The organism is Klebsiella pneumoniae complex sp. WS1778, from assembly GCF_049472055.1.
Lineage (GTDB): Bacteria > Pseudomonadota > Gammaproteobacteria > Enterobacterales > Enterobacteriaceae > Klebsiella > Klebsiella quasipneumoniae.
Map to the genome: position 1 here is coordinate 1,011,010 of NZ_JBKGTJ010000001.1, position 24,259 is coordinate 1,035,268.

Consider the following 24,259-nt stretch of genomic DNA (forward strand, 5'->3'; position numbering starts at 1 on the left):
CACTTAACCTGTTGTCGCCGGTATCGTTTTATTCGATAATAAGCGGCTTTTTTTCGTTTCAGGTCGCATGATGGCTGATTATTTACTGCTCTTTATCGGTACTGTCCTTGTCAATAACTTCGTTTTGGTGAAGTTCCTTGGCCTGTGTCCGTTTATGGGGGTTTCCAAAAAGCTGGAAACCGCAATGGGGATGGGGCTCGCCACCACCTTCGTGATGACCCTGGCCTCTATTTGCGCCTGGCTGATTGATACCTGGATCCTTATCCCGCTAAATCTGGTTTATTTACGTACCCTGGCCTTTATTCTGGTTATCGCCGTGGTGGTCCAGTTCACTGAGATGGTGGTGCGTAAAACCAGCCCGGCGCTCTATCGCCTGCTGGGCATCTTTTTGCCCCTTATCACCACCAACTGCGCGGTGCTCGGGGTGGCGCTGCTGAACATCAACCTGGGCCACAATTTCCTGCAGTCGGCGCTGTACGGCTTTGCCGCCGCCGTCGGCTTCTCGCTGGTGATGGTGCTGTTCGCGGCGATCCGCGAACGTCTGGTGGTGGCCGATGTCCCCGCGCCGTTCCGCGGTAATGCCATCGCGCTGATTACCGCCGGTTTAATGTCTCTGGCCTTTATGGGCTTTAGTGGTTTGGTGAAGTTGTAATGAGCGCAGTCTGGATAGCCGTGATCGCCATCAGCCTGTTAGGGCTGATTTTCGGCTTAATACTGGGGTATGCGTCGCGCCGTTTCACGGTGCAGGACGACCCGGTGGTGGAAAAAATTGATGAATTGTTACCGCAGAGCCAATGTGGGCAGTGCGGCTACCCTGGCTGCCGCCCCTATGCGGAAGCGGTGGGCGTGCAGGGTGAGAAAATTAATCGCTGCGCGCCGGGTGGCGAAGCGGTGATGTTAAAAATCGCCGCCTTGCTCAACGTCGACCCGCAGCCTGTCGACGGCGACGAGCAGGCAGCCGAGCCGGCCCGCATGGTCGCCGTGATTGACGAGCCGAACTGCATCGGCTGTACCAAATGTATTCAGGCGTGTCCCGTGGATGCCATTGTCGGGGCGACCCGCGCCATGCATACCGTGATGAGCGACCTGTGCACCGGCTGCAACCTGTGCGTTGCCCCCTGCCCGACCCAGTGCATTTCACTCGTTCCGGTGGCGACCACCCCGGAGACCTGGAAATGGGATCTGCACACGATCCCGGTGCGAAATATTCCTGTGGAACAACATGTTTAAGCTATTTTCCGCTTTCCGAAAAGACAAAGTCTGGGATTTTAACGGCGGTATTCACCCGCCGGAGATGAAAACCCAGTCAAACGGCACCCCGCTGCGCCAGGTTTCCCTGCCGCAGCGCTTTGTGATCCCGCTGAAGCAGCACATCGGCGCCGAAGGCGAACTGTGCGTCAAAGTAGGCGACCGGGTGCTGCGCGGCCAGCCGCTAACCCGCGGTTGGGGAAGAATGCTGCCGGTTCACGCCCCCACCTCCGGCACCGTTGCCGCTATCGCCCCGCACACCACCGCCCATCCATCCGCGCTGGCGGAGATGAGCGTGATCATTGACGCCGACGGCGAAGACCGCTGGATCGAACGCGACGGCTGGAGCGACTACCAGACCCGCACACGTGAAGCGCTGATTGAGCGCATCCACCAGTTTGGCGTTGCCGGCCTCGGCGGCGCCGGCTTCCCCACTGGCAGTAAACTGCGCGGCGGCGGCGATAAAATTAAAACGCTGATCATTAACGCCGCCGAGTGCGAACCCTATATCACGGCGGACGACCGCCTGATGCAGGACTGCGCGGCGCAGATTGTCGAAGGGATCCGCATCCTCGCCCACATTCTGCAGCCTGACGAGGTGCTGATCGGCATTGAAGACAATAAGCCGCAGGCCATCTCCATGCTGCGGGCGGTACTCTGCGACGCCCATGGCATTTCGCTGCGCGTGATCCCCACCAAATACCCCTCCGGTGGCGCCAAGCAGCTCACCCAGATTCTCACCGGCAAACAGGTGCCGCACGGCGGTCGTTCTTCGGACATTGGCGTGCTAATGCAGAACGTCGGTACAGCCTACGCGGTGAAACGCGCGGTAATTGACGGCGAACCGTTAACCGAGCGCGTGGTCACCCTCACCGGCGAGGCGGTAACCCGGCCGGGCAATGTCTGGGCGCGCCTTGGCACGCCGGTGCGCCATCTGTTGAACGACGCCGGCTTCTGCGCCAGCGCTGAGCCGATGGTGATCATGGGCGGCCCGCTGATGGGCTTTACTCTGCCGGGGCTCGACGTCCCGGTAGTGAAGATCACCAACTGTCTCTTAGCGCCCTCCGCCAGCGAAATGGGCGAGCCGCAGGAAGAAAAAGGCTGCATTCGCTGTAGCGCCTGCGCCGACGCCTGCCCGGCCGATCTGCTGCCGCAGCAGCTGTACTGGTTCAGCAAAGGCCAGCAGCACGATAAAGCCACCGCTCACAATCTGGCGGACTGCATCGAATGCGGCGCGTGCGCGTGGGTATGCCCAAGCAATATTCCGCTGGTGCAGTACTTCCGCCAGGAGAAAGCCGAGATCGCGGCGATTCGTCTGGAAGAGCAGCGCGCTGCGGAAGCCAAGGCGCGATTCGAGGCCCGACAGGCGCGCCTGGAGCGTGAGAAAGCGGCCCGCGCCGAGCGGCATAAAAAAGCCGCCGTCCAGCCTGCCGCCAAAGATCAGGATGCGATTAACGCCGCCCTGGCCCGGGTACGTGATAAACAGCGCGACGCCGCGCAGCCTATCGTGATTCAGGCCGGCGCCAGACCGGACAACAGCGAGGCGATTGCCGCCCGCGAAGCGCGGAAGGCCGAAGCCCGGGCGCGTAAAGCGCAGCAGCAGGCCGCGCCGGCGGAATCCCCGTCGACCGACGCTGCCGATCCCCGCAAGGCGGCGGTGGAAGCCGCCATCGCCCGCGCCAAAGCGCGCAAAGCCGAACAGCAGGCCGCGCCGGTGGAAGCCCCGGCGGCCGAGCCGGTCGACCCGCGCAAAGCGGCGGTGGAAGCCGCTATCGCCCGCGCCAAAGCGCGCGAAGCCGAACAGCAGGCCGCGCCGGCGGAAACCCCGCCAGCCGAGCCGGTCGACCCGCGCAAGGCGGCGGTGGAAGCCGCTATCGCCCGCGCCAAAGCGCGCAAAGCTGAACAGCAGGCCGCGCCGGCGGAAGCCCCGCCAGCCGAGTCGGTCGACCCGCGCAAGGCGGCGGTGGAGGCCGCTATCGCCCGCGCCAAAGCGCGCAAAGCTGAACAGCAGGCCGCGCCGGCGGAAGCCCCGCCAGCCGAGCCGGTCGACCCGCGGAAGGCCGCGGTGGAGGCCGCTATCGCCCGCGCCAAAGCGCGCAAAGCCGAACAGCAGGCTGCCCAGGCGGATATTGCGTCAACCGCAGCCAATGACGACCCACGCAAAGCGGCCGTCGCCGCGGCGATCGCTCGCGTTCAGGCGCGCAAAGCAACACAGCAGGCAGTTAACGAGGAATAAATGGTTTTCAGAATCGCAAGCTCCCCCTATACCCATAACCAGCGGCAGACCTCGCGCATTATGCTGCTGGTGCTGCTCGCCGCCGTGCCTGGTATTGTGATCCAGACGTGGTTTTTCGGCTGGGGCACCCTCCTGCAGATTGTCCTCGCCGCCCTGACGGCCTGGGCAACGGAAGCCGCTATTCTCAAACTGCGCAAACAGCCTGTTGCGGCCACCCTGAGGGATAACTCCGCCCTGCTCACCGGCCTGCTGCTGGCGGTGAGTATTCCGCCGCTGGCCCCCTGGTGGATGGTGGTGCTCGGCACCGCCTTTGCCGTAGTGATCGCCAAGCAGTTGTACGGTGGACTCGGCCATAATCCTTTCAACCCGGCAATGATCGGCTACGTCGTGCTGCTGATTTCGTTCCCGGTGCAGATGACCTCCTGGCTGCCTTCTTACGAGATTGCCGCCCATATCCCGACGTTCAGCGATACGCTGCAGATGATCTTCACCGGTCATACCGCCGTCGGAGACGACATGACCGCCCTGCGGCTGGGTATCGACGGCATCAGTCAGGCCACCCCGCTGGATACCTTCAAAACCTCCCTGCATGCCGGGCATAGCGTCCAGCAGGTACTGCAGTTGCCGGTTTACGGCGGCGCTCTGGCGGGTCTGGGCTGGCAGTGGGTGAATATCGCCTGGCTGGCGGGCGGTCTGTTCCTGCTGTGGCAGAAGGCGATCCGCTGGCATATCCCGGTCAGCTTCCTCGTCAGCCTTGGCCTGTGCGCAACCCTCGGCTGGATCTTCTCGCCGCAGAGTCTGGCCTCTCCGCAGATGCATTTATTCTCCGGGGCCACCATGCTTGGCGCCTTCTTTATTCTGACCGACCCGGTGACGGCCTCGACAACCAACCGCGGACGTCTGATCTTCGGCGCCCTCGCCGGCCTGCTGGTGTGGCTTATTCGCAGCTTCGGCGGTTACCCGGACGGCGTGGCGTTTGCCGTTCTGCTGGCGAATATTACCGTGCCGCTGATCGATTACTACACGCGCCCGCGCGTGTATGGCCACCGTTGAGAGAGCGATGATGTTAAAAACGATGCGAAAACACGGCGTCACGCTGGCGCTTTTTGCCGCCGGCTCCACCGGGCTAACGGCGGCAATCAATGAGCTGACCAAAAGCACCATCGACCAGCAGGCGGCCCTGCAGCAAAAAGCGTTATTCGACCAGGTTTTACCTGCCGACCGCTATAATAACGATCTGCTCAAGAGCTGCTATCTGGTCAGCGCCCCGGCGCTGGGCAAAGGCCAGCATAAAGTGTGGATCGCCAAAAATAACGACCAGCCGATTGGCGCGGTCATGGAAGCCACCGCGCCGGACGGCTATTCCGGAGCGATCCAGCTGCTGGTGGCCGCCGATTTTAGCGGCACGGTCCTCGGCACCCGCGTGACCGAGCATCATGAGACCCCGGGTCTGGGGGATAAAATCGAGCTTCGCCTGTCGGACTGGATCACCCATTTTGCCGGGAAAGTCATCCACGGTCAGGGCGACAGCCATTGGGCGGTCAAAAAAGACGGCGGCGATTTTGACCAGTTCACCGGCGCCACCATCACCCCCCGGGCGGTGGTCAATGCCGTTAAGCGCGCAGGCCTGTATGCACAAACGCTGCCTGCGCAACTTCCTGAATTCAGCGCCTGTGGAGAGTAACCATGAGCGAAGTTAAAGACGTCATCGTCCAGGGTCTGTGGAAAAACAACTCCGCTCTGGTTCAGCTGTTAGGGATGTGTCCCCTGCTGGCAGTCACCTCGACGGCCACCAACGCCCTTGGGCTGGGTCTGGCGACCACCCTGGTGCTGACCCTGACCAACCTGACCATCTCCAGCCTGCGCCGCTGGACCCCGGCGGAGATCCGCATCCCGATTTACGTGATGATCATCGCCTCGGTAGTGAGCGTGGTGCAGATGCTGATCAACGCTTATGCGTTCGGTCTGTATCAGTCGCTGGGGATATTTATCCCGCTTATCGTCACCAACTGCATCGTGGTAGGCCGCGCCGAAGCCTTTGCCGCCAAAAAAGGGCCGGCGCTGTCGGCGCTGGACGGTTTCTCTATCGGTATGGGGGCCACCTGCGCGATGTTCGTGCTGGGCTCCCTGCGCGAAATCCTCGGCAATGGCACGCTGTTTGACGGCGCCGACAGCCTGCTTGGCAGCTGGGCAAAGGTGCTGCGCATCGAGGTTTTCCATACGGACACCCCTTTCCTGCTGGCTATGCTGCCGCCAGGCGCCTTTATTGGCCTCGGCATGATGCTGGCGGTAAAATACCTTATCGATGAACGTAGCAAGCAGCGGAAGGCGCAGGCGGCCCGGGCCGACGCTGTCGCCCCGTCTGACGCGACAGGGAAAGCGTAACATGAACAAAGCCAAACGCCTGGCGATCCTGGCCAGGCTGCGGGACAATGATCCCCACCCCACCACCGAGCTGCACTTCAGCTCGCCGTTTGAGCTGCTGATTGCCGTCCTGCTCTCGGCGCAGGCAACCGACGTGAGCGTCAATAAAGCGACAGCCAAACTCTACCCGGTGGCCAATACGCCCGCGGCGATGCTGGCGCTGGGGGTGGAGGGCGTGAAATCCTATATCAAGACCATCGGCCTGTTTAACAGCAAAGCGGAAAACGTCATCAAAACCTGCCGGATCCTGCTGGAGCAGCACAACGGCGAGGTACCAGAGGACAGAGCGGCGCTGGAGGCATTGCCCGGCGTGGGCCGCAAAACCGCCAACGTGGTGCTGAATACCGCCTTTGGCTGGCCGACGATCGCCGTGGATACCCATATCTTCCGTGTTTGCAACCGGACGCAATTCGCTCCCGGGAAAAACGTCGAACAGGTTGAAGAGAAGCTTCTGAAGGTCGTTCCCGCCGAGTTTAAGGTCGACTGCCATCACTGGCTTATTCTGCACGGCCGTTACACCTGTATCGCTCGCAAGCCGCGCTGCGGCTCCTGCCTGATTGAAGACCTTTGCGAATTCAAAGATAAAGTTTACGCCTGAGCGCCTTTCTCATGACCATAGCCTCACTCTGGGTTATGGTCTGTATTTATCTATTTAACCCGCCGTTAACACCGCTTAAACCGCATTTTGCTGGGCAATTATCCGGTTATATAACAAACAACTAGCTCATTCATTTTTTATCAATGCAAAATTTCTATATATTTGTGATCCAGATCATGCTCGCAACTCAATGTTGAACGAATGTTATGAAAATGGAAATTAAAGTCAGGTAATACAACGGCTGAGCAAAGATTACCAGGATAATAGCCCATGAATTTTTAGGATAATGGACCATATCACTACCTCACTGCGCGATCAGCAGAATATATCGCCATTTTGGCGAAAAGCGGGCAATCAAAAAGATAAAAATATCAACGATAACGTAACGGTGAAATTTAACTCTGGATAACATTCATATGTCCGGAGCATTATGCCATCCTGATTATGTGTAACAGATTATTACAAAAGCCTTGCCTGATACGCCAGGATAGTGAACATTACCTGCCGTTTTCCCTCCAAGAATAACTATAAAGGCGGCGGTCCAACGAGATTGCGCCCCGAACACCCCCCAGTAAATATGGGATGTAAAAAAAGAGGTATATGTGTCTACTGCAAACAATAAACCAGCAGAAAGCGTGAGTCTGAACGCTTTCAAACAACCACGCGCGTTCTATCTCATTTTCTCGATCGAGTTGTGGGAGCGTTTTGGTTACTACGGCCTGCAAGGGATCATGGCCGTTTACCTGGTAAAACAGCTGGGTATGTCGGAAGCGGATTCCATTACTCTGTTCTCCTCCTTTAGCGCGCTGGTTTATGGCCTGGTCGCCATTGGCGGCTGGCTGGGCGATAAAGTGCTGGGTACCAAACGCGTCATTATGCTGGGCGCTATCGTGTTGGCCATCGGCTATGCGCTGGTCGCCTGGTCCGGCCATGACGCCGCTATCGTCTATATGGGTATGGCGACTATCGCCGTCGGTAACGGCCTGTTTAAAGCCAACCCGTCTTCCCTGCTCTCTACCTGCTATGACAAAAACGACCCGCGTCTGGACGGTGCATTTACCATGTACTACATGTCCATCAACATCGGTTCGTTCTTCTCGATGCTGGCAACTCCGTGGCTGGCCGCGCGTTTCGGCTGGAGCGTCGCCTTCGCCCTGAGCGTGGTGGGGATGGTGATCACTATCATCAACTTCGCCTTCTGCCAGAAATGGGTGAAACAGTACGGTTCGAAACCGGACTTTGCCCCGGTGCATATGGGTAAACTGCTGGCGACCATCGCTGGCGTGGTGGTGCTGGTCGCTATCGCGACCTGGCTGCTGCACAACCAGGGTATCGCACGCATGGCGCTGGGCGTCATCGCGCTGGGTATCGTGGTGATTTTCGCCAAAGAAGCGATGGGCCTGAAAGGTGCCGCGCGTCGGAAAATGATCGTCGCCTTCCTGCTGATGGTAGAAGCGATCGTCTTCTTCGTACTGTACAGCCAGATGCCGACCTCTCTGAACTTCTTCGCTATCCGCAACGTGGAGCACTCGATCCTCGGCATCGCCTTCGAGCCGGAACAGTATCAGGCGCTGAACCCGTTCTGGATCATGATTGGTAGCCCTATTCTGGCCGCCATCTATAACAAGATGGGCGACCGCCTGCCGATGCCGCACAAGTTCGCTATCGGTATGGTGCTGTGCTCCGGCGCGTTCCTCGTCCTGCCTTTAGGGGCGAAGTTCGCCAGCGACGCTGGTATCGTCTCGGTTAACTGGCTGATCCTGAGCTATGCGCTGCAGTCTATCGGTGAGCTGATGATTTCCGGCCTCGGCCTGGCGATGGTCGCTCAGCTGGTTCCTCAGCGTCTGATGGGCTTCATTATGGGCAGCTGGTTCCTCACCACCGCCGGTGCGGCAATCATCGCCGGGAAAATCGCCAACCTGATGGCGGTACCGGAAAACGTCACCGATCCGCTGGTGTCGCTGGAAGTGTACGGTCATGTGTTCCTGCAGATCGGTATCGTCACCGCGGTCATCGCCGCCCTGATGCTGCTGACCGCGCCGAAGCTGAACCGAATGACTCAGGACGACAGCGCGGACGTAAAAGCACGCGAAACCGCGGCAGCCTGACGCCGCAGGGAAAACCAATTATTTTTAAGCCGCTAACGTTAGGTTAGCGGCTTTTTTTTTACCCCTGGCGGGACTAACATACAGAAAACTGCAGCCACGAGGAGTAACGCATGAAACTGTTCTACAAACCCGGCGCCTGTTCCCTCGCCTCACACATCGCCCTGCGCGAAAGCGGCCTGGATTTCACTTTGCAGAGCGTGGATCTGGCAAGGAAACAGCTGGAAAACGGGGAAGATTATCTGCTGATCAACCCGAAAGGTCAGGTGCCGGCGCTGCTGCTGGATGATGACATCCTGCTCACCGAGGGCGTGGCTATTATGCAGTACATCGCCGATCAGGTGCCGGACCGCCATCTGCTGGCGCCCGTGGGCTCCGTTGCCCGTTACCAGACCCTGGAATGGCTGAACTACGTGGCTACCGAACTGCATAAAGGCTTTACGCCGCTGTTCCGCCCGGACACCCCGGAAGACTATAAGCCCGTTGCCCGCGCGTTGCTCGAGAAGAAACTGCAGTACGTCGATGCCTCGCTGGCGGATAAACAGTGGCTGACCGGCCATCGCTTCACCATCGCCGATGGTTATCTGTTCACGGTGCTGCGCTGGGGCTATGCGATTAAACTGGATATGGCCGCCTGCGGTCATATCGGCAGCTGGATGGCGAAGGTGGCGGCGCGTCCGGCAGTGGCTGACGCACTGGCGGCGGAAGGCTTAAAGTAAGACCAGACTCTGCCCGGCGGTCTGCCGGGCAGAGTCAGAAAGTTACAGTCGGGTAGCGCTGAAGCAGTGCTCCGGCACGGCAATACGATCCTGCGCCGCCACCACCTGCAGTTCATACTCCTGCATGTTTTTGGTGGTCAACATGATCTCGTACACCGCGGCGGTGACGTGCTCAAGCGCGTCGCGCAGGCTGGCGCCCTGCAGCAGTTTCACCAACAGCAGACCGCTGGTCACATCACCAACGCCCACCGGCTGACGCAGGCCAAAATCCACCAGCGGCCGGCTGATATGCCAGGCTTCCTCTGCGGTCACCAGCAGCATCTCAAAGCGGTCCATGCTCATGCCGGCGCGGGAAAGATGCTTAACCAGCACTACCTCCGGCCCCTGGACAATGAGCTCCCGCGCGGCGGCCACCGCCTCGCTCACACTGGCGACCGGATGACCGCAGAGGATCTCCAGCTCCACCAGATTAGGCGCAATGATATCGCTGGCCGGCAGCGCGTAGCGCACGTGGAATTCCGCCACGCCCGGGGCGACGATGCAGCCCTTTTCCGGATGGCCCATCACCGGGTCACAAAAATACTTCGCCTCCGGATTGGCCGCTTTTACCTGACGCACGATGCCCAGGATATGCTCGCCCTGTTCAGCAGATCCGAGATAGCCGCTCAGTACCGCATCGCAGGTCTGCAGCTTGTCAATGTCGGCGATGCCCTGGACGATCTCCGTCAGGTGCGAAGGCGGCATCACACAGCCGGTCCATTTGCCGTACTGCGTATGGTTAGAGAACTGTACGGTATTGAGGGGCCAGACATTGGCACCCAGGCGGCGCATCGGGAACTCGGCGGCACTGTTGCCGGCGTGGCCAAACACTACGTGAGACTGAATGGCGAGGATGTTCTTCATTTTCTTACCACAACCCTAAAAAGAAAAAGGGCGTGGTTTCCCACGCCCTGGTAGTATTTTTTTATTTCCAGCAGACCAGGCAGTAATTCTTCTTACCGCGGCGCAGCAAGGTGTAGCGGCCAAACAGGCGATCGCTGTCAGCAAAAACATATTCCGGATCGGCCTGTTTTTCACCGTTGATGGTCACCGCGTTAGAGGCGACGGTTTTACGCGCCTGGCCGCGGGACGGCTGCAGCTCGGAATCCACCAGCGCCTGCAGCAGATCGGCGCCTTTTTCCATCTCGATCATCGGCACGCCGTCCTGAGCCAGCTGTTCGAAGTCAGCTTCGCTGAGGTCGCTCAGGTTGCCGTTGAACAGGCTCTCGGTAATGCGTTTCGCCGCTTCCAGACCCTCTTCGCCATGCACCAGACGCGTCACCTGCTCTGCCAGCACGTACTGGGCGCGCGGCGCTTTACCGCTGTTTTTATCTTCTTCTTCCAGGGCATTGATCTCTGCAATGTCCATGAAGGTGAAGAACTTGAGGAAGCGATAGACGTCAGCATCCGCGGTGTTGATCCAGAACTGATAGAATTTATACGGACTGGTCTTTTTCGGATCCAGCCACACGGCGCCGCCCTCGGTTTTACCGAACTTGGTGCCGTCCGCTTTGGTAATCAGCGGCACGGTGAGGCCAAACACCTGGTTCTGGTGCAGACGACGGGTCAGATCGATACCGGAGGTAATGTTGCCCCACTGGTCGGAGCCGCCAATCTGCAGCGCCACGCCATGCAGTTTGTTCAGACAGGCGAAGTCGTAACCCTGCAGCAGATTGTAGGAGAACTCGGTAAAGGAGATGCCCTGATCGTCACGATTCAGGCGCTGCTTCACCGCTTCTTTATTGATCATCTGGTTAACAGAGAAGTGTTTACCGATATCGCGGAGGAAGGTCAGCACGTTCATGCTGCCAAACCAGTCATAGTTGTTCGCCGCGATCGCCGAGTTGTCGCCGCAGTCAAAATCAAGGAACGGGGCTACCTGTTTGCGGATTTTATCCACCCACTCCTGCACGGTATCCTCGGTATTCAGCTTACGCTCAGCGGCTTTAAAGCTTGGGTCGCCAATCAGACCAGTAGCGCCGCCCACCAGCGCCACAGGTTTATGACCTGCCTGCTGGAAGCGTTTCAGGCATAACAATGGAACAAGATGCCCCAAATGCAAGCTGTCAGCGGTAGGATCGAAGCCGCAATAGAGCGCGATCGGGCCTTGCGCCAGTCGCTCTGCTAACGCTTCCTCGTCCGTCACCTGGGCTACCAGCCCCCGCTCTTGCAATTGTTTAATCAAGTTACTGCTTGCCATCAAATTCTCCATGTATAAACGACTGCACCTCTGCCGGTACACGACTTTTCGCCAGATGCGAAAAGTACATAGAATAAAGCGCCGGCCCTTTCAGCGCCAGCGCTTCGATAACTAATTTCGGCAATTACGGTGCCAGGCGGTCTATTTTCCAGGCGCCGTTATCGCGCTGGTATAAAAAGCGATCGTGCAGGCGATGTTCGCCCCCCTGCCAGAACTCCATCTGCTCAATGCTGACGCGGAATCCGCCCCAGAAACTCGGCAGCGGTACTTCACCCTGCTGGAATTTCTGCTTCAGCTCGAGGAATTTGCTCTCCAGGATACCCCGAGCAGAGATCCGACTCGACTGCTTCGAGACCCAGGCGCCGATCTGGCTGTCGCGCGGGCGACTGTGGAAATATTTGACCACCTCCAGCGTGGACAGGCGTTCCGCTTTGCCGATCACCATCACCTGGCGCTCCAGCATATGCCACGGAAACAGCAGACTGACCTGCGGGTTATTTTCAATCTGATGGGCTTTGCGGCTGCCAAGGTTGGTATAAAACACCAGCCCTTTTTCGTCGTAATGCTTTAGCAGCACAATACGCTGATAAGGTTGGCCGCTTTCATCAACGGTGGCAACCACCATGGCCGTCGGGTCGGCGAGTTTCGCGTCGCAGGCCTGACGCAGCCAGCGCTCAAACAGCGGCAGAGGTTCAGCTGGAAGATCGTGGCGACGCAAACCGCCACGGGTGTATTCACGGCGCAAGTGCGCGATTTGCTGGAGTTCGTCGTTATCAGACATGGCCATTGAGGATATAGTCATAAGGTGGCGTTATTGTGCGCCCCCCGGACAGAAATCTCAACGTTTGGCGGTCTGCAGCTGGCAGTTATCGAGAACGATGCGGTCGCGCTTATAGACGGTGGCGGTATCGCCTTTCGACCAGAAGACATAGACGCCGTCGGTGTAGCGCGCTCCGGAAGCCGACAGCCCCTCTGACAGATTCAGCTGCTGATTGTCATAAATAAAACTCACCTGCTGGCGTGAGTTATTGCGATGGACCGTCAACGGTTTCTGGTCGCATTGATACTCCAGCGTGTCCGTCTGCATCCGCTCGACAAACTGGTTGTAGTAGCTACAGCCCGCCAGCATAAAAGGTACAACTGCGATAAGAATTTTTTTCATTCGTTTGCCTTCGACTTTCCCGGTCACGGAGGGCACTCCGCCCTCCGCTTAACATGTCCAGTTTACCGGTCGCGTCGTATTTAAGATTTCAGTTAACTCCGATTCTGCGGCGGGTTAGCAGGGAAAATGGCGCCCAGCACCGTGGCTTCGCTGGCGCCAGTCACAGAGGGCAGATTCCCCGGCAGGCCAGCGATGGTGCGCCAGGCCAGCCAGGCAAAGGCCAGCGCTTCCATATCATCGCCGCTGATCCCCGCTTCATCGGTGGTGGAGACTTCGGTTCCCGGCAGCAGGGCCGCCAGGCGCGCCATTAACAATGGGTTACGCGCGCCGCCGCCGCACACTAACAAACGCTCGCAGCCGCCGCTTAACAATACCTGCTCACTGATGGTCACGGCGGTTAATTCCGCGAGGGTTGCCTGCACATCCTGTCCGCGCAGCCCCGGGTAACGAGCCAGATGCTGCTCCAGCCAGCCGTAATTGAAATATTCCCGACCGGTGCTTTTCGGCGCCGGCAAGGCAAACCACGGATCGCTCAGCATATCCTGCAGCAGCGGCAGGAGCACTTTGCCTTCACTGGCCCAGTGGGCGTCTTTATCGTAAGGTTTACCTTGCTTACGCCAGATCCAGGCGTCCAGCAACATATTGCCCGGCCCGGTATCATAGCCGCGCACCGGCTGGCCCGGCACCAGAAGCGACACATTAGCGATCCCGCCGATATTCAGCACCATCCGCCGCTCAACGGGGTGCGCCAGCAGCGCATGATGAAAAGCCGGCACCAGCGGCGCCCCCTGCCCGCCAAGCGCCATATCACGCCGACGGAAATCCCCCACCACAGTGACGCCGGTATGGGCGGCGATCTGATTGTTATCGCCAATTTGCAGCGTGTGCGGGGCATCGCCCTGCGGCTCGTGCCATACAGTTTGCCCATGACAGCCGATGGCGATGACGTCCGCGGATTTGAGACTTTCCTGACGCATCAGCGCCAGCACGGCCTCGGCAAACAGCCTTCCGAGGCGGGTATCCAAACGCCCCAGCTGCGAGAGGGTCAGCGACTGGCCCTGACAAATCGCCAGGATCTCTTCTTTTATCGCGTGTGGGATGGGCCAGGTGAGACTGGCCTGCTGCGCCACCATGTTTTCGTTGATAGCGGCTAAAACGACATCGATACCATCAAGGCTGGTACCCGACATAACGCCAATAAAGCGACCCGATCTCATACGTTTTTCCTTCATTCCATGACCCTCGTATGCGTCTCACTCCATCATAAAGTGTCCGCTAATGCTATGTTGTAATAATACTTTTTAACAATAGAGAGACATTTCGGAGAACATCGTAAAGAACCGGCGTTTAGTTTAGGTTGAAGCACCATTAATTATTATTTTTTGTATATCCCGGGGGGAAGCTATGCCCGCCGACGACTAAATGCCATATAATTAACCGCATGGACGTTCAATTGAACACCTTCGGTGAACAGGAGATTCATAAATGATTTTACGTGTTTTGGCTGTATCGATGATTGGTTTTACGCTCGCGGGCTGTGTGAGCAGCAGCGGCCTGTCCGGCGACGTTTATTCCGCATCTGAAGCCAAACAGGTGCAGAGCGTGACATACGGTACCATCGTGCATACCCGCGCCGTACAGATCCAGAGCGGCGACGACAGCAATGCCATCGGGGCGATTGGCGGCGCGGTTCTGGGCGGCTTCCTCGGGAATACCATCGGCGGCGGCACCGGACGTTCTCTGGCCACTGCGGCTGGCGCGGTCGCGGGCGGCGTAGCCGGTCAGGGCGTACAGGGCGCCATGAATAAAACCCAGGGCGTGGAACTGGAAATTCGTAAAGATGATGGCAACACCATCATGGTGGTACAGAAACAGGGCAGCACCCCGTTCTCTGTTGGACAGCGCGTAGCCATTGCCGGCAGCGGCAGCCAGGTCACCGTCTCTCCTCGCTAACACCTGTCACGATGCGGCCAGTTGCGCCGCATCGTACTTATCACCCACATTTATCTCGCCGTAAAAGTTTTGTATTAGCGATAACACATATTAATTTTAATATTTCATCAATCATTGCGCCTGCGCAATATCTTTGCCCACAGCCCCCACTACTCTTATAACCGTTAATATTATTAAGCCAACCCAACCTCGTTGCTGTTGTTTATTATTCTGGAATATTGCCTATGACCAAACATGTGAGTCATGTTGTTAGACGTCTTATCATTTATTTTTTTATTTGTTTGCTGGCCGGAGTCGGCATTACCGGATTAACCAGCTCTTTTGAGACCAGATTCAACAGCACCTCATCAATACTATTTCCCCTGCTGACCAGTTTTCTGATGGTTTTTCATATCACTATTGCCTGTTTTATGGGCATGAAATACTGGAGCAGCAAGCGTCGCCTGTATCTGACGCCTGTCGCTTTCGGTTTTGCCTGTTCGGCGTTACTGATGCTGGGCACCCTCAGTAGCTATCCGGACTGGCTCAGCTGTAATCCCGCGCCGGTGGTGAAACAAAATGACGCTGTGATATATTATTTCTTTCGCAATATAATGATGGCCGTCTTATTCACGTCGTCAATTATTTTGTATTACTTTCGCCGACGGATCATGCACTCCTTTAAAGCCCATGTAATGACTTTCGCGGCATGTATTGTTTTTACGTTAATGATAATTTTTTTGTCATGGATCTACTCCAGCCACTCGCCATGGTTGAGCATTAGGTTTATTGACGATCTGAGCCATACTTTTACGCCGCTGTGGCGGAGTATTATTGGCTGGCTGCTGATGGCAGTCTGGTTTATCGCGCTGATTTTAATAATTTGGTTTAGCAAACTGCGCAATATTTTCTGGTACAGCGGCGCTTTTTTTTGCAGCGCATATTTGTTCACCATTTTCCAGCTGCTCTCTGCCGTTGGGGAGCTCGATCAGGCCTGGTATCAGGCGCGTTTTTTTGAAACGCTGTGCACCCTGTTCCTGATCCTGGTGCTGCTGGTAGACGTCTTTATCCTCTATCGCGAGTCTAACCACAAGTATGTCAACTCATACCAGAATTCGATCCGCGACCCGCTGACCCGGCTTTACAACCGCAGCTTCTTCTACGATACCCTCAACCAGCAGCTGGCAAAGGTGAAGGCCCAGCATCCGCTGTCGGTGATCATCTGCGACCTCGACCATTTTAAACGCATCAACGATAACTATGGCCACATCGCCGGCGACAAGGTGATCCAGTTTGCCGCCTCGGTGCTGGACAGCCATTCGCGTAAGGATGACGCGGCCGCCCGCATTGGCGGTGAGGAGTTTGCCCTGCTGCTGGTCAACACCGCAGAGGACGAGGCGCAGGCGATCGCCGAGCGCATCCGCCTGGCGGTCAGCGCCGAGCAAACCCCTCTGCCAGAACGGATGACCATCAGCATGGGCGTGTATACGACCCATGACGGCAGTGTGACAGCCGAAGAGTGCGTCCAGCGCGCGGACGAAGCCATGTATGAAGCAAAAAACAGCGGACGTAACCGGGTGGTAATCTGGCGACGCCAGGGCAGGTAAAAAAAGGCCCGGGATAAACCGGGCCGCAAAACGATTAATCTTTTGCCTGGAGATCGAGGATATTTTGTTCAAGTTTACGAATTAAGTGAAGCAACGTTTCCACTTCCTGCTTCGAGACCCCTGCGAGGATTTCATCGCGGGTTTTGCCTATCACCTCTTCCATCTCGTTGATCAGCGGTTCGGCTTTTTCCGTCAGCTTGATGCGTTTGGCTCGCCGATCGCTTGCGCAGGTCTGGCGAGAAATAAGCCCTTTCTCCTCCAGCTGATCGAGCGTGCGCACCAGGGACGGTTGTTCAATACCGATGGCTTTCGCCAGCTGGATCTGCGACTGCTCAGGCGGCAGCTGGTGGATGTTATGCAGCGTAACCCAGTGGGTCTGCGTTAACTCCAGAGGTTTCAGGCGATGGTCGATTAGCGCGCGCCAGACGCGAACTAAACGTGCCAGATCAGAACCAAGTGGCGATTCCAATTTCATCTCCTTATAATTAGCTTGCTAAGTTATTATACTGATTTTAGAATAGTGTGCAGCATTTGAATAATCAAAACAAATGAATTACTTGATTCAACAAAAACCAAAACAATGATTTACACTGTTAAAGAGTAGCACGTCCTGAGGTTATCCCTGTTATGGCAAAGGATTTTTGCTTGTGAAACTGAGTCTTAATTCATCCGGATTGCCGCTGCAGGACCTGGTGTTCGGCGCATCCGTCTATTTCCCTCCGTTGTTCAAAGCCGTCCTGCTGGGCTTCTTTATCTGGCTGTTTTTACATCGCCAGCTGCGTGACTGGATGTATGCGGGCGACATCTGGCATCCACTGCTGATGGATCTCTCCCTGTTCGCGCTCTCGGTCTGTCTGGCCCTGGTGTTACTGATTGCCTGGTGATCTTCCTGCTATGAAAAAATTAAAATATCTTTCAACACTGTTGGTGGCGGCCATCGCTCTGGTTGCCGCGTGGTTGTTATGGAATTTCTACACTCAGTCCCCCTGGACCCGCGACGGTAAAGTGCGCGCCGAGCAGGTCGGGATCACCCCTCAGGTTTCCGGCAGTATATTGCAGCTGAACGTGGCCGATAACCAGCAGGTCAAGGCCGGTGAGGTATTGTTTACCATCGACGACACCCCCTACCGCATCGCGGTGCTGAACGCCCAGGCACAGCTGGCGAAAGCGCAAGCTGAGGTGGCGAAAGCGCAGGCGGAGCAAAGCAAAGCCGCCAGCGAAGCCCGCCGTCGCAGAAACCTGTCGCAAAATGCCATCTCAGCTGAAGACCTTGAAAACGCCAATACCGCCCTGAATACCGCCACCACTACCCTGGCGGCCGCCAGAGCGGGAGTCGGTGTCAGCGAGGCGGCGCTGAAACATGCGCAGTGGCAGCTCAGTCAGACGGTCGTCAAAGCGCCGGTAGACGGCTGGGTGACTAACCTCTCCACCCGGGTCGGCGATTACGCCACCACCGGCCATCCGGTCTTTGCCCTGGTGGACAGCCATTCGTTCTACGTGCTGGGCTACTTTGAAGAGACCAAACTGCGCCATATTCGCATCGGCGATCCGGCGCAAATCATTCTCTACAGCAATCAGCAGACGCTGCAGGGGCATGTCGCCAGCATCGGTCGCGCGATTGTCGACCAGAGCGTGGAACAGGGAACCGGGCTAGTGGCCAATATCAAACCGAATATCCCCTGGGTCCGCCTCGCCCAGCGCGTGCCGGTGCGGATTGCCTTTGATACGTTGCCGGCCGATGTCACTCTGGTCTCCGGTACCACCTGCACCGTCTCGATCGGCGGACAGTGATGAATCTGCAGACCCTGTCATGGCGCACGCTGCCCTGGGTTAAAGCCACCCGACCGCAGTGGCGATACGCGCTACGCAACGGCATCGCCATGTGTCTCGCGTTAAGCATCGCCTACGCACTGGATCTGGATGAGCCCTACTGGGCGATGACCTCCGCGGCGGTAGTCAGCTTTCCCACCGTCGGCGGGGTGATCAGTAAAAGTTTTGGCCGCATTGCCGGCAGCCTTCTCGGCGCCTGCGCCGCCCTGCTGCTGGCGGGCCATACGCTCAACGATCCCTGGCTGTTCCTGTTCAGTATCTCCGGCTGGCTGGCGCTGTGCACCTGGGCCTGCGCCTTGTTCACCAATAACGTGGCCTACGCCTTTCAGCTGGCGGGCTATACCTGCGCCATCATCGCCTTTCCGGTGATTAATATCAGCGACAGCTACGAGCTATGGGTGATTGCCCAGTCGCGCGTGTGCGAAGTCATCGTTGGGATCTTGTGCGGCGGGTTGATGATGATGATCCTGCCCAGCACCTCCGATGGCAGCAATCTGCTGACGGCCCTGAAAACCATGCACGCCCGCCTGCTGGAGCACGCCAGTCTGCTGTGGGTCCCGGAAACGACGGATGCCATCCGCACCGCCCATGAAAGCGTAATTGGCCAGATCCTGACCATGAACCTGCTGCGCATCCAGGCCTTCTGGAGCCACTACCGCTTCCGTCGGCAAAATCCCCTGCTGAACTACCTGCTGCACCAGCAGCTCCGCATGACCAGCGTCATTTCCAGTCTGCGGCGTATGCTGCTGAACTGGCCTGACGCCCCGGCCAATACCCGCCAGGTGCTGGAATCGTTGCTCGCGGAGCTCGCCACCTCCAGTGCTGACAGCTATCACGTCGCCCGCATTCTGGCGCCGCTGGCGCCGCCGCCGGACGCGGATTACCGCCACCTCGCCTTTTGGGCGCGGTTACGCTATTTCTGCCGCATTTATCTGGAAAGCAGCCGCTGGATCCGCCGGGTTGAAAATGCCTCGGCGATCGCCGAGTTCAATGTCCCTTCCGCGCCCGCGCTGGCCCGCCACACCGACCAGGCAGAGGCATTGCTCAACGGCATCCGTACCTTTTGCGCGCTGGTGGCGATTGGCGCGTGGGGGATCAGTACCCAGTGGACCAGCTGCGCGGCGGCCCTGACCCTGGCCTCCATTTGCTGCGTGCTCTATTCGGTTTCCGCCTCGCCGTTTCGTTCGTTGACGCTGCTGATGCAGACCCTGGTGCTGCTGTCGCTGTTCAGTTTTGTGGTGAAATTTGGCCTGATGGTGCAGATAACCGACCTGTGGCAGTTCTTGCTGTTTCTGTTCCCGTTGCTGACCACCATGCAGTTACTCAAGCTGCAGTGGCCAAAATTTGCCGGCCTGTGGGGGCAGCTTATCGTCTTTATGGGCTCGTTTATCTCCGTCACCAACCCACCGGTTTACGACTATGCGGCCTTTTTTAATGACAATTTAAGTAAGATTGTCGGCGTGGGCTTTGCATGGCTGGCCTTTGCGGTGCTCAGTCCCGGCTCGGACGCCCGTAAAGGTCGACGCCACATCAGAGCGTTACGGCGTCACTTTGTCGATCAGCTCAGCCGCCACCCCCAGCACAGCGAGCACGAATTTGAATCGCTGGTATATCACCATGTCAGCCAGCTCAGTCAGAGCCAGGATGCGCTGGCTCGCCGCTGGCTGCTGCGCTGGGGGGTGGTATTGCTGAACTGCTCCCACGTGGTCTGGCAGCTTCGCGAGTGGGAAACGCGCTCCGATCCTCTCGCCCAGGTGCGCGACCTGTGTATCAACCTGCTGCGCGATGTGATGAGCGAGCGTGGCGTGCAGCAGCGGCCGCTGGCCTCCACGCTGCAGGAGCTGCTGCGGATCTGCGAAGTTCTGAACCACCATCATCAGCCGGCGGCCCGGGAGCTGGCCGCCGCGATATGGCGACTGTATTGCGCGCTGTCGCAGCTGGAACAGGCTCCGGTCGCCGGAACGATTGGCGAAAAGATTACTTAATCACCCCGCAGGCAAACCGTTCGCCGCCGCCGCCCAGCGGCTGCGGACTGTCGGCCATATTATCGCCGCCGACATGAACCATCAGCGCTTTGCCTTTCACTTCCGCCAGCGTTTTCAGACGCGGAGCGATAATCGGCTGGTCAGCCACACCCGCGTCGTTGACCACCAGCAGCGGTAGATCGCCAAGATGCCCGGTGCCCAACGGCCCTTCATGTTTACCGGTATGTTGCGGATCGTAATGTCCGCCCGCCGCTCCGGCGGCTACGGCTTTGCCCTCTTTCATCGCCGGCTGGCAGCTGCCTTCAGCATGAATATGAAAGCCGTGCTTGCCCGGCGGTAACGCCCGCAGATTAGGAGCAAATTCGAGTCCGCGGTCGGTTTCGGTGATTTTTACACTGCCGATGGATTGACCAACGCCCTGGCTGGTCACGAGATTAAGTGGCACATCTTCACTGACGGCCTGCGCGCCAGCGCAAAATGCGAGGGAAAGGATAGCGAGAATACATCGTTGCATAACACCTCCGGATGGCTGTCTCTCTGTTAAGTGTAAACCAGGAACTGCTTTCCGGAGGCGAAATGCCCGTTACGGCACGTCGTAACCGAGCGCGGCTTTGCGGATACGGAACCACTGCTGGCGGGTCATACTCAGTTTTTCGGCCACAATCGCCGAGCGCACGCGCTCAATTTTACCCGAGCCGATAATCGGCAGCGGCTGCGACGGCAGGCGCATCACCCAGGCGTAAACCACCTGCTCGATGCTGTCGGCGTTGAGCTCGTGGGCCACCTGGGCCAGCTCGTCGCGCAGCGGCTGAAAGCCCTCTTCATTAAACAGGCGGCCGCCGCCGAGGCAGGACCAGGCCATCGGACGAATACGCAGCTGCTGCAGCTGGTCGAGGGTACCGTCAAGCAGCAACGGCTGATGCACCGGCGAGATCTCCACCTGGTTGGTAGCAAGCGTAAACGGCAGGCGCGACTGCAGAAGGGTGAACTGGGCAGGGGTAAAGTTCGAGACGCCGAAATGACGTACCTTGCCGCTGTGGTGCAGCGCGAGGAAGGCTTCAGCCACCTCGTCGGCGTCCATCAGCGGATCCGGCCGGTGGATCAGCAGCAGATCGAGATGGTCCGTTGCCAGGTTGCGCAGCGATTGCTCGGCGCTGAGCACGATGTGGTCCCGGTCGGTAATGTAGTGACCGATGGTGTTTTCAGCGCGCGCCCGGGTGGCAATGCCGCATTTGCTGACAATCTCCATCCGGCTACGCAGATGCGGCGCCAGCTTCAGGGCTTCACCAAAGGCGGATTCACACTGGTAATCGCCATAGATATCGGCGTGATCGACGGTGGTAATGCCTAAATCGAGATGCTGTTCGATAAAGCCGACCAGCTCGTCTGGCGACATTTTCCAGTCCATCAGACGCCAGTAGCCCATCACAAAACGCGAAAATTCCGGCCCCTGGGGAGCCATAGCAATACGCTGAACCATAACCGCTTCCTCAATAAAAAAGTGCTCTGAGTATACGTAATTTTTGGCTTAAAACAGTGAGGGTTGCTGCGGTTCTTCCGCCGCCTCTGGTCTGTTCGCGCGTATTTTGCGCAGCAGGCGTTGACGGCACAGACGCAATACCTCCTGTTTCTGCGCATCGCTCATCGTTTGCCAGTTAAAACGCTCCTCACGGCTACGGAAACAGCCGCGACAGTAGCCGCGCTCATCGGTCTGACAAATTCCCCGGCACGGGCTCTGCACCGGGAAAAACTCTAACTGCTCTGCCACCACACGCCTCCTGTCCCCTCATCTCCTTTCATTGAAGACGTTTCCCTGCGCCGACGCAAATTTTGTTCACTCCGTGCTGCGCCAGTTAACATTTTTGCGCTAAGTCTTGCATTAGACCAATCGGTCTACTACAGTGTGCGCCATGAACAGACACAGCGATTGCGATACCCGAGAACATATCCTGGCCACCGGCGAGCAGCTATGCATGCATCGCGGCTTTACCGGCATGGGCTTGAGCGAACTCCTGAAGACGGCGGAAGTGCCCAAGGGCTCTTTCTATCATTACTTTCGCTCTAAAGAAGCCTTCGGCGTCGCCTTGCTTGAAAACCATTACGCCGGATATCTGCAGCGCCTGGTCGATCACTTCGCCCATGGCGAGGGCAACTATCGCGATCGGCTGCTGGCCTACTATCAGCACACGCTGAATCAGTTTTACCAGCAGGGGATTATTAGCGGGTGTCTCACCGTCAAGCTGTCGGCAGAGGTTTGCGATCTGTCGGAAGACATGCGCACCGCCATGGACCACGGCGCCAGCCAGATCATCGCCCTGCTGGGCGACGCGCTGGAGAAAGGGCGTCAGGAAGGCAGTCTGACCTTTGACGGCGAGGCCAGGACGCTGTCGCAGGTACTCTATTCCCTGTGGCTCGGCGCCAACCTGCAGGCCAAAATAACGCGTAGCGCAACGCCGCTGGAGAGCGCCCTTGCCCACGCGAAACAGATTATTGCGGCGCCTGCTGTATAACAGGCGTTTTTATTTCATCAGTTCCTAGACGACCGGTCTACTCAGGAGTCATTATGTCGGAATCAAAATTATTCACCCCGTTGAAAGTCGGTGCCGTCACCGTCCCTAATCGCGTATTTATGGCTCCACTGACGCGTCTGCGCAGCATCGAGCCGGGCGATATCCCTACCCCGCTGATGGGCGAATACTACCGTCAGCGCGCCAGCGCCGGGCTGATCATCACCGAAGCGACGCAGATTTCCGCCCAGGCCAAAGGCTATGCCGGCGCGCCAGGGCTGCACAGCCCGGAGCAGATTGCCGCCTGGCAGAAAATCACCGCCGGCGTTCACGCGGAAAACGGCCATATCGCCGTGCAGCTGTGGCACACCGGACGAATTTCCCATAGCAGCCTGCAGCCCGGCGGCGCCGCACCGGTAGCGCCGTCTGCGCTGAGCGCCGGCACCCGCACCTCGCTGCGCGACGAAAACGGCCACGCCATCCGCGTCGACACCTCGATGCCTCGCGCTCTGGAAACCGAAGAGATCCCGGGGATCGTCGATGATTTCCGTCAGGCGGTGGGCAATGCCCGTGACGCCGGTTTCGATCTGGTTGAACTGCACTCGGCCCACGGCTATCTGCTGCACCAGTTCCTCTCGCCGTCGGCGAACCAGCGTACCGACCAGTATGGCGGCAGCGTGGAAAACCGCGCCCGTCTGGTGCTGGAAGTGGTCGACGCCGTGAGCAAAGAGTGGAGCGCTGACCGGATTGGCATCCGCGTGTCGCCGATTGGCAGCTTCCAGAATGTGGATAATGGCCCGCATGAAGAAGAAGACGCGCTGTATCTGATTAGCGAGCTGGCGAAACGCGGTATCGCCTATCTGCACATGTCCGAGCCGGACTGGGCGGGCGGCAAGCCGTATAGTGAAGCTTTCCGTCAGAAAGTTCGCGACCGCTTCCCTGGCGTGATCATTGGCGCTGGCGCCTACACCGTTGAAAAAGCCAACGACCTGATCAACAAAGGGCTGATTGATGCCGTGGCCTTTGGCCGCGATTACATCGCCAACCCGGATCTGGTGGCCCGCCTGCAGAAAAAAGCGGCGCTTAACCCACAGCGCCCGGAATCCTTCTACGGCGGCGGCGCGGAAGGCTACACCGATTATCCTACGCTGTAATCCCTCCATTGATAGCGGCGACGTATCGCCGCTATACTCAACGCTCTGATCTAGCAAATAAACTGCATAGGGGACATTATGCGCTTACTCCATACCATGCTGCGCGTTGGCGACCTGCAACGTTCTATCGACTTCTATACCAACGTGTTAGGCATGAAGCTGCTGCGCACCAGCGAAAACCCGGAGTACAAATACTCCCTCGCCTTCGTCGGCTACGGCGAAGAGAGCGATACCGCAGTGATCGAACTGACCTACAACTGGGGCGTGGACAGCTATGAGCTGGGTACCGCCTACGGTCACATCGCGCTGAGCGTCGACAACGCCGCCGAAGCCTGCGAGCGGATCCGCCAGAACGGGGGCAACGTCACCCGTGAAGCCGGGCCGGTAAAAGGCGGCACCACCGTTATCGCCTTCGTGGAAGATCCTGACGGTTACAAAATTGAGCTGATTGAAGAGAAAGACGCCGGTAAAGGGCTGGGCAACTAACCCCTCCCGACCATAGCGTCTTTATTT

26 protein-coding genes are annotated in these 24,259 nt (G+C 58.0%); 17 read left to right on the plus strand and 9 right to left on the minus strand.

The genetic code is table 11. The features are described from left to right. Positions 1-70 precede the first annotated feature (70 nt). From rsxA to gstA, 9 genes are all read left to right on the plus strand, one after another. Positions 71-652 (plus strand): electron transport complex subunit RsxA, encoded by a 582-nt coding sequence (gene rsxA, locus ACLEXF_RS05200; protein WP_002907658.1) that lies wholly within the window; start codon positions 71-73, stop codon positions 650-652. After that, a complete protein-coding gene (rsxB, locus tag ACLEXF_RS05205; protein WP_423265737.1) occupies positions 652-1,230 on the plus strand; it encodes an electron transport complex subunit RsxB in 579 nt (192 codons plus the stop codon). The genes rsxA and rsxB overlap by 1 nt, the downstream gene beginning before the upstream one ends. Further along, entirely contained in the window at positions 1,223-3,484 is a 2,262-nt protein-coding gene (gene rsxC, locus ACLEXF_RS05210) for an electron transport complex subunit RsxC (protein ID WP_423265738.1), read from the plus strand. The genes rsxB and rsxC overlap by 8 nt, the downstream gene beginning before the upstream one ends. Then, complete coding sequence (gene rsxD, locus ACLEXF_RS05215; RefSeq protein ID WP_099441278.1) at positions 3,485-4,537, plus strand: electron transport complex subunit RsxD; 1,053 nt, start codon at positions 3,485-3,487, stop codon at positions 4,535-4,537. It abuts the gene before it with no gap. Positions 4,538-4,547: 10 nt separating this feature from the next. After that, positions 4,548-5,168: an electron transport complex subunit RsxG gene (rsxG, locus tag ACLEXF_RS05220; RefSeq protein WP_004202852.1), complete on the plus strand. Its 621-nt coding sequence runs from the start codon at positions 4,548-4,550 to the stop codon at positions 5,166-5,168. 2 nt (positions 5,169-5,170) lie between these two features. After that, positions 5,171-5,869 carry an electron transport complex subunit E gene (locus ACLEXF_RS05225; RefSeq protein WP_017900824.1) on the plus strand — a complete coding sequence of 233 codons (699 nt, stop codon included), beginning with the start codon at positions 5,171-5,173 and terminating at the stop codon, positions 5,867-5,869. A gap of 1 nt (position 5,870) precedes the next feature. After that, complete coding sequence (gene nth / locus ACLEXF_RS05230; protein WP_407259775.1) at positions 5,871-6,506, plus strand: endonuclease III; 636 nt, start codon at positions 5,871-5,873, stop codon at positions 6,504-6,506. 602 nt (positions 6,507-7,108) lie between these two features. Further along, positions 7,109-8,614, plus strand: coding sequence for a dipeptide/tripeptide permease DtpA (gene dtpA, locus ACLEXF_RS05235; RefSeq protein ID WP_004202855.1), 1,506 nt, complete (start codon positions 7,109-7,111; stop codon positions 8,612-8,614). A 110-nt stretch (positions 8,615-8,724) separates the two neighbouring features. After that, a complete protein-coding gene (gene gstA / locus ACLEXF_RS05240; RefSeq protein WP_114506155.1) occupies positions 8,725-9,330 on the plus strand; it encodes a glutathione transferase GstA in 606 nt (201 codons plus the stop codon). Between the two features lie 42 nt (positions 9,331-9,372). On the opposite strand, the gene pdxY is transcribed toward gstA, so the two are convergent. From pdxY to anmK, 5 genes are all read right to left on the minus strand, one after another. Continuing rightward, the gene (gene pdxY / locus ACLEXF_RS05245) at positions 9,373-10,233 is read right to left on the minus strand and encodes a pyridoxal kinase PdxY (RefSeq protein WP_004202858.1); all 861 of its coding nucleotides are present in this window, start codon (positions 10,231-10,233) and stop codon (positions 9,373-9,375) included. A 61-nt stretch (positions 10,234-10,294) separates the two neighbouring features. Beyond that, the gene (tyrS, locus tag ACLEXF_RS05250; protein WP_004175868.1) at positions 10,295-11,569 is read right to left on the minus strand and encodes a tyrosine--tRNA ligase; all 1,275 of its coding nucleotides are present in this window, start codon (positions 11,567-11,569) and stop codon (positions 10,295-10,297) included. 124 nt (positions 11,570-11,693) lie between these two features. After that, positions 11,694-12,350 (minus strand): pyridoxamine 5'-phosphate oxidase, encoded by a 657-nt coding sequence (gene pdxH / locus ACLEXF_RS05255; RefSeq protein WP_004202860.1) that lies wholly within the window; start codon positions 12,348-12,350, stop codon positions 11,694-11,696. 57 nt (positions 12,351-12,407) lie between these two features. Continuing rightward, positions 12,408-12,731, minus strand: coding sequence for a C-type lysozyme inhibitor (gene mliC, locus ACLEXF_RS05260; protein ID WP_004202862.1), 324 nt, complete (start codon positions 12,729-12,731; stop codon positions 12,408-12,410). Between the two features lie 92 nt (positions 12,732-12,823). Next, the gene (anmK, locus tag ACLEXF_RS05265) at positions 12,824-13,948 is read right to left on the minus strand and encodes an anhydro-N-acetylmuramic acid kinase (protein WP_200927975.1); all 1,125 of its coding nucleotides are present in this window, start codon (positions 13,946-13,948) and stop codon (positions 12,824-12,826) included. A gap of 268 nt (positions 13,949-14,216) precedes the next feature. Here anmK and slyB point away from each other — a divergent pair, with 268 nt between their 5' ends. After that, entirely contained in the window at positions 14,217-14,684 is a 468-nt protein-coding gene (slyB, locus tag ACLEXF_RS05270) for an outer membrane lipoprotein SlyB (RefSeq protein ID WP_002907749.1), read from the plus strand. A 224-nt stretch (positions 14,685-14,908) separates the two neighbouring features. Next, a complete protein-coding gene (locus ACLEXF_RS05275) occupies positions 14,909-16,270 on the plus strand; it encodes a sensor domain-containing diguanylate cyclase (protein WP_094311982.1) in 1,362 nt (453 codons plus the stop codon). Between the two features lie 34 nt (positions 16,271-16,304). On the opposite strand, the gene slyA is transcribed toward ACLEXF_RS05275, so the two are convergent. Further along, positions 16,305-16,745: a transcriptional regulator SlyA gene (gene slyA / locus ACLEXF_RS05280; protein WP_017901090.1), complete on the minus strand. Its 441-nt coding sequence runs from the start codon at positions 16,743-16,745 to the stop codon at positions 16,305-16,307. A 172-nt stretch (positions 16,746-16,917) separates the two neighbouring features. Here slyA and ACLEXF_RS05285 point away from each other — a divergent pair, with 172 nt between their 5' ends. From ACLEXF_RS05285 to ACLEXF_RS05295, 3 genes are read left to right on the plus strand one after another with little or no spacing between them, the layout of a single operon-like run. Then, positions 16,918-17,154 carry a DUF1656 domain-containing protein gene (locus tag ACLEXF_RS05285; protein WP_004202868.1) on the plus strand — a complete coding sequence of 79 codons (237 nt, stop codon included), beginning with the start codon at positions 16,918-16,920 and terminating at the stop codon, positions 17,152-17,154. Positions 17,155-17,164: 10 nt separating this feature from the next. Continuing rightward, positions 17,165-18,061: an efflux RND transporter periplasmic adaptor subunit gene (locus ACLEXF_RS05290; RefSeq protein ID WP_023318434.1), complete on the plus strand. Its 897-nt coding sequence runs from the start codon at positions 17,165-17,167 to the stop codon at positions 18,059-18,061. After that, a complete protein-coding gene (locus ACLEXF_RS05295; protein ID WP_004202870.1) occupies positions 18,061-20,085 on the plus strand; it encodes an FUSC family protein in 2,025 nt (674 codons plus the stop codon). Before ACLEXF_RS05290 ends, ACLEXF_RS05295 begins: the two co-directional genes overlap by 1 nt. On the opposite strand, the gene sodC is transcribed toward ACLEXF_RS05295, so the two are convergent. The 3 genes from sodC to ACLEXF_RS05310 all read right to left on the minus strand — a co-directional run bounded on the left by sodC (position 20,078) and on the right by ACLEXF_RS05310 (position 21,856). Further along, the gene (gene sodC, locus ACLEXF_RS05300) at positions 20,078-20,599 is read right to left on the minus strand and encodes a superoxide dismutase [Cu-Zn] SodC (RefSeq protein ID WP_017901092.1); all 522 of its coding nucleotides are present in this window, start codon (positions 20,597-20,599) and stop codon (positions 20,078-20,080) included. The two genes, ACLEXF_RS05295 and sodC, sit on opposite strands and share 8 nt — an antisense overlap. A 69-nt stretch (positions 20,600-20,668) precedes the next feature. Continuing rightward, entirely contained in the window at positions 20,669-21,565 is an 897-nt protein-coding gene (locus ACLEXF_RS05305; RefSeq protein WP_004202873.1) for an aldo/keto reductase, read from the minus strand. Positions 21,566-21,613: 48 nt separating this feature from the next. Next, the gene (locus tag ACLEXF_RS05310) at positions 21,614-21,856 is read right to left on the minus strand and encodes a DUF1289 domain-containing protein (RefSeq protein WP_017901094.1); all 243 of its coding nucleotides are present in this window, start codon (positions 21,854-21,856) and stop codon (positions 21,614-21,616) included. 139 nt (positions 21,857-21,995) lie between these two features. On the opposite strand from ACLEXF_RS05310, the gene ACLEXF_RS05315 reads away from it, so the two are divergent. The 3 genes from ACLEXF_RS05315 (at position 21,996) to gloA (ending at position 24,232) form a co-directional block, all read left to right on the plus strand. Continuing rightward, the gene (locus tag ACLEXF_RS05315) at positions 21,996-22,595 is read left to right on the plus strand and encodes a TetR/AcrR family transcriptional regulator (RefSeq protein WP_004202876.1); all 600 of its coding nucleotides are present in this window, start codon (positions 21,996-21,998) and stop codon (positions 22,593-22,595) included. 53 nt (positions 22,596-22,648) lie between these two features. Further along, positions 22,649-23,746: an alkene reductase gene (locus ACLEXF_RS05320; RefSeq protein ID WP_064189771.1), complete on the plus strand. Its 1,098-nt coding sequence runs from the start codon at positions 22,649-22,651 to the stop codon at positions 23,744-23,746. Positions 23,747-23,824: 78 nt separating this feature from the next. Continuing rightward, positions 23,825-24,232, plus strand: a complete 408-nt coding sequence (gene gloA, locus ACLEXF_RS05325; RefSeq protein ID WP_004202879.1) for a lactoylglutathione lyase — start codon at positions 23,825-23,827, stop codon at positions 24,230-24,232. The last annotated feature ends 27 nt before the right edge of the window (positions 24,233-24,259 follow it).